Source organism: Pseudochrobactrum sp. AO18b, from assembly GCF_000409565.1.
Lineage (GTDB): Bacteria > Pseudomonadota > Alphaproteobacteria > Rhizobiales > Rhizobiaceae > Pseudochrobactrum > Pseudochrobactrum saccharolyticum.
Genome location: NZ_ANNO01000160.1, coordinates 1 through 5584, shown reverse-complemented (window position 1 = coordinate 5584; position 5584 = coordinate 1). Strand labels below are relative to the sequence as shown.

At 53.1% G+C, this 5584-nt stretch carries 4 protein-coding genes; 2 read left to right on the top strand and 2 right to left on the bottom strand.

The window, feature by feature from the left end:
* The first annotated feature begins 276 nt into the window (after positions 1-276).
* Positions 277-948, top strand: a complete 672-nt coding sequence (locus A918_RS0106745; protein ID WP_022710323.1) for an HAD-IA family hydrolase — start codon at positions 277-279, stop codon at positions 946-948.
* Positions 949-961: 13 nt separating this feature from the next.
* Here A918_RS0106745 and A918_RS0106740 read toward each other — a convergent pair whose 3' ends face one another.
* A complete protein-coding gene (locus tag A918_RS0106740; RefSeq protein ID WP_022710322.1) occupies positions 962-1909 on the bottom strand; it encodes an XdhC family protein in 948 nt (315 codons plus the stop codon).
* Positions 1910-1939: 30 nt separating this feature from the next.
* Entirely contained in the window at positions 1940-2377 is a 438-nt protein-coding gene (locus A918_RS0106735; protein ID WP_028233479.1) for an Lrp/AsnC family transcriptional regulator, read from the bottom strand.
* Between the two features lie 185 nt (positions 2378-2562).
* Here A918_RS0106735 and A918_RS0106725 point away from each other — a divergent pair.
* Positions 2563-5584, top strand: a 3022-nt coding sequence (locus tag A918_RS0106725; RefSeq protein WP_028233477.1) for an aminotransferase class III-fold pyridoxal phosphate-dependent enzyme, incomplete at its 3' end; no start/stop codon positions are given.

Below are 5584 nucleotides of genomic sequence, written 5' to 3'. Positions count from 1 at the left end.
CCCCGCCCCCCCCCCCCCCCCCCCGCGCGGCCTTTTTCTTTTCCCAAATCGATTAAATTCATTTCCGTATTCAGCGTTCGGGTTATATCCTCGGCGCGAAATCACTATTCGTTATTTTGTTGCGATCAAAACATTATAAATGTTTGTTTTGTAACAATATGGTGTAATAGTGCGCTACCTGCTCCTGCAAAGCATGATATTTGTAGAGGGCAGGAGTTCTATGAGCTTTGTCTGTTTGTTTGCCCCGTTTATCCCTTGGCTAAAAAGGACCTGAAAGTGAAGCAGCGCGATAATTCTGTATTTCTGAATTCCTATTCCGGTTTCCTGTTTGATATGGACGGAACATTGGTCAATTCCATTCCTGTTGTAGAGCGGATCTGGCTGGAATGGGCTGCGGAACACGGGGTAGACGGATCGGAACTGCTCAAAAAAGTACATGGCATCCGCGTTGTTGACGTTATCAAAATGCTGAATATGCCTCATCTTGATCCGGCAGCGATTGCAGCCGCTTTTCTGGCTGAAGAAATGCAGGACTTTGCCGGTATTCGCGCTATTGCCGGTGCAAAAGATTTTATCGCCAGTCTGCCTGCTGACCGCTGGACGATTGTCACCTCTGCGCCGCGTGAACTGGCGGAAGCTCGTCTGGCTGCGGCTGGTCTGCCGATGCCGGAAACCATCGTCGTGGCGGAAGATGTGAGTGCTGGCAAACCTGATCCGTCCGGTTATCGTCTTGGTGCGCAGCGTCTTGGCTTTGATGCAGTTGATTGTCTGGTTTTTGAAGATGCACCGGCCGGTATTGCTGCGGGTAAAGCGGCTGATTCTGATGTTGTGGTGATCAGCGAAACCCATAGTCATGTGGTGACAGGCGGCAATGTTGAGTTCCGCGACTTTATCAATTTAGGCATCATGCAGGACGGCGACGGACGTTTGCGCCTGAGTGTCGGTTAAATGCTGCCAGTTTTCAGGTCTTGCGATAGGCCTGAATAATCTCTGCCAGAATGGCCACAGCAATCTCTGCCGGTTCCTGTGCGCTGATCGCTAATCCGATCGGCGCATGAATACGCTCTAAATTTGTCGCTTCAATGCCTGCTGCTGTTAAACGCTCCAGCCGTTTGGCATGGGTTTTTCGACTGCCGAGAGCGCCTATATAGAAGCAATCGCTTTTCAGGGCGGCAGTGAGTGCCGGATCATCGAGATGCGGAATATGGCTGAGCGCAACAAGTGCCGTAAAGCTATCCGGCTGATGGGTTTTGAAAAATTCTTCCGGCCATGTTTCATGTAACTGTACAGACGGGAAGCGTTCCGCTGTGGCAAAACCACTGCGCGGATCAATGATACTCAGTCCATAGCCGGTAATCTGCGCCATTTGTGCCAGCGCTTGCGCTATATGTACGGCACCGGTCACCACAATATGCGGTTGCGGGCGGTATGTCTGAATAAAGCCGGTTTCATCGAGTTGTGTGATCTTGGCATTATCCGGTGCAGGGATCAGCGTGATCTGTCCGGTTGCAAGCTCTGTGCGGCTGGTAATACGCCGCCGGTCGTGTTGCGCCTGCACGATCTGTTTCACCACGTCATGCATGGCTGCATCATAGGGCGCAATCAGCAGACGGATCGTGCCGCCGCAGGATAATCCCGCAGACCATGCCGTTTCATCGCTGATACCAAAAGACAGATCACGGGCTTGTCCGGTTACCAGTACGTCTAAGGCTTGTGCAATCACTTCCGCCTCAATGCAGCCGCCGGAGACCGAGCCTTCAAAATTACCCTGATCATCGCAGATCAGATGACTGCCCGCAGGACGCGGTGCAGAACCCCAGACAGAAAGCACGGTAACCAGAGCCAGTTTACGCCCCTGTTCAAACCAGTTTTGCGCAATATGCAGCGGATTGGCGGTAGGTTTTTCCATGGAGAGTATCCTCCTGTCAGGGCAGAAACTTTATTTATCACGCAGGATTTCACGGCGCAGCACAATACTGGTGGTCAGGTCTTCCACATTCTCGATTTCAGCAATTTTATTACGAATTTCGTTCAATGCGTTGATGGATGCTACTTCCACTTCCACCACCAGATCAAGCTGGCCGCTGACCGACGAGACTTTGCGCACGGCCGGTAATCCGGCGAGAATATCGAGAATGGAAATGCTCGGTGTGCGTTTCAGCGTAATCATCAGAAAAGCCTGTAAGGCCGCATCATCGAGCAGGCCGATATCAGCGCGGTAGCCACGGATGACCCCGTTCTTTTCAAGCCGTGCAACGCGCTCGCTGGTGGCACTTCGGGATAGTCCGACACGGCCTGCAAGCGTCTTCATCGGAATGCGGGCTTCCTGAGACAGAATGGTCAGAATTTTCTGATCCGTTGCGTCAATATCCTGCATCATTTCCCCTCTGAAACTGCATGGTTTTTACGATGAAAAACCTCACCGGCAAAGTGACGGTTACTTGAAACAAAGTGCCGGTGCAACCGGCACTTTGTCTGATGCGCATCTTTTTATGCTGTGCAAATCTGTCCGCATAAGATGCAATGCCTGTCTCAGGGACAGGCTCATAAAACGGAACAACCATGCTTGATACCGCGCCGCAATATTCACTCACCGATGCCGTTTCTCTGCTCAAGACCCATTATGGCCTGAGCGGTGATCTGTCGCCGCTCAACAGCGAGCGCGACCAGAATTATAAGGTCGTGACAGCAGACGGTAAAATCTTCATTCTGAAGATTATCAATGCATCCGAGCCGGTGGTGGAAAGCCGTTTCCAGACTGCTTTGCTCAATCATATCCGTGACCATGCCGGTCATTTGCCGGTGCCGCATATCGTGCCGACGCTCAAAGGCGACAGTCTTGCGGACACGCTTTCCGCCAATGGCGATGTGCATAATATCCGCTTAGTCGGTTGGGTTGATGGTCTGCCACTGGCAGAATCCGCCCGCTCATTGCAGGCGCTGGAGGGCTTAGGTGAATTGCTCGGCCAGTTCGATGCGGCCTTACAGGGCTTCATGCATGCCGGTGCGCTGCGCGATCTGGACTGGGATATGACAAATGCAGGCCGCTCGAAAGACCGGCTGCATTTTGTGAAAAATGCCGATGACCGCGCTTTGCTGGAACGCTTCATTGCCCGTTTTGAAACACTTGTCGCACCAAAGCTCGGCACACTTCGCTCCGGCGTAATTCATAATGATGCCAATGACTGGAATGTGCTGGTTGGCAATGACAATCATGATGTGATTGCCGGTCTGATTGATTTCGGTGATGCACTTTATACGCCGGTGATTGCAGAAGTTGCGATTGCAGCTGCTTATGCCGGTCTGGATCATGGTGCACCGATCAGTGCTGCAGCTGCTATCGCTAAAGGCTTCCACAAATATTACCCGCTGCGTGAAGAAGAGCTGAACCTGCTCTATGATCTGATCGCGATGCGTCTGGTAACTTCGGTTACGATTTCCGCCTCTCGTCATGCGGAAGCTGAAGACAATCCGTATCTGGCTATCAGTGAGAAACCGGCATGGGATTTCCTGCGTAAGCTCGACCGGATGGAACCGCTGTTTGCAACGGCAATTCTGCGCAAGGCCTGCGGCTTTGATGCGGTTTCCGGCGCTTCGGCAACGGTCAGCTGGCTGAAAAACAACCGTTCAAAACTGCTGCCATTGCTGGATAAGCCGGTGGCGGCCTATCCGGCAGAACTGGTACCTTACGGCGACCCAACCCATCCGATGACCATCAAATCGGCAGAAGAACAGCCGGTCATTGCACAGGCAATGTGGGAAGAGCATTGTGCTGTCACCGGCACGGAAGTCGGTATCGGCCCGTGGGGTGAGGAGCGCACCGTCTATGCCGGTACGATGTTTGAATCCAAACTGGTCAAGGGCAAGCGCCGCACCTATCATCTGGGGCTTGATCTGTTCATGGCTTCCGGCACGCCACTTTATACACCGCTTGATGCGATTGTCCGCAGCGTGGATATCGAGCCGGATCCGCTCGGCTATGGTTGCCTGATTACTCTGGAGCACCGTCCTGAAGGCTGTGCCCCATTCATTTCGCTCTGGGGGCATCTGGCGCATGAGGCAGGCAATCGTCTCAAAGCAGGTGATGTCTTGAGCGCCGGTGATCTTGTCGCTTACATGGGCGATGAAACAGAAAACGGTCATTGGGCACCGCATCTGCATTTGCAGATTTGTACCGATACCCGCCTGACAGCAATGGATATTATCGGCGTGGGCGAAGAAGCCTATCTCGATGTTTGGGCAGAGCTGTTCCCTGATGCCCGCAATTTTGCCGGTATGGCCGAGGAATTCTATCAGCAGTCAGGCCGCAGCAAGGAAGAAATCGTGGCCATGCGCCGCGAGATGCTGCTGCCGAACCTGTCGATCTCCTATGAAGATCCGATTAAATTTGTGCGCGGCGACGGCGTCTGGCTGATTGACCATAAAGGTCGCGCCTATCTCGATTGCTTCAACAATGTCTGCCATATCGGTCATGCCCATCCGGCAGTGGTGGAAGCTATGGCGAAACAGGCCGGAACGCTCAATACCAATACCCGTTATCTGCATGATAATATTGTTGCCTATGCAGAGCGCCTGACCGCCACTTTGCCGGATAATCTCACCGTTGCCGGTTTCACCAATAGCGGTTCCGAGGCCAATAGTCTGGCACTGCGCATGATGCGTGTGCATACGGGACGTGAAAATGCGGTTGTGCTCGACTGGTCTTATCACGGCACAACGCAGGAGCTGATTGATATCAGTCCGTATAAGTTCAACCGCAAGGGCGGCAAAGGTGCCAAGCCGCATGTTTATGTGGCGAAAGTGCCGGACAGCTATCGCGCACCAAAAGACTGGGCACCGGAAGATCACGCCAAGCTCTATGCGGAAAGCGTGGCCGAGCAGATTGCGCTCATGCAGGCAAAAGGTGAAGGCCCGGGCTTCTTCATCGCGGAATCCATTCCGAGTGTGGCCGGTCAGGTCTTCATGCCGGATGGCTACCTTAAAGAAGTCTACAAGATGATCCGCGATGCCGGTGGTATCTGTATCGCCGATGAAGTGCAGGTCGGTTTTGGCCGTGTCGGCAGCCATTGGTGGGCATTTGAAACGCAGGACGTGACACCGGATATCGTGACTATGGGCAAGCCGATCGGTGACGGTCATCCGATGGCAGCGATGGTCACCACCCGTGAAATCGCTGACAGCTTCAATAATGGCATGGAATATTTCAACACATTCGGCGGTAATCCGGTGTCCTGTGCCGTTGGCCTTGCTGTGCTGGATGTAATTGAGAACCAGAACCTGCGCGGCAATGCGCTGACCATCGGCAATTATCTGATGGATTCTTTCCGTGAGATGCAGAACCGTTATGAAGTGATCGGCGATGTGCGCGGCCTTGGCTTGTTCCTTGGTATTGAACTGGTCAATGATCGTTACACCAAAGAACCGGCAACCAATATTGCGCGCGCCGTGTGTAATGTCGCCCGCCGCCGCGGTATTCTGATGGGGACGGAAGGTCCGTTTGATAATGTGCTGAAAATGCGTCCGCCAATGATTTTCAGCAAGGCCAATGCCGATCATCTGCTGAATGTGCTGGACGAAGCATTTG

Excerpts from the sequence above, each read along its gene's own strand:
- A918_RS0106740 (WP_022710322.1), bottom strand. The coding sequence starts at position 1,909 with ATGGAAAAACCTACCGCCAATCCGCTGCATATTGCGCAAAACTGGTTT.
- A918_RS0106735 (WP_028233479.1), bottom strand. The coding sequence starts at position 2,377 with ATGCAGGATATTGACGCAACGGATCAGAAAATTCTGACCATTCTGTCT.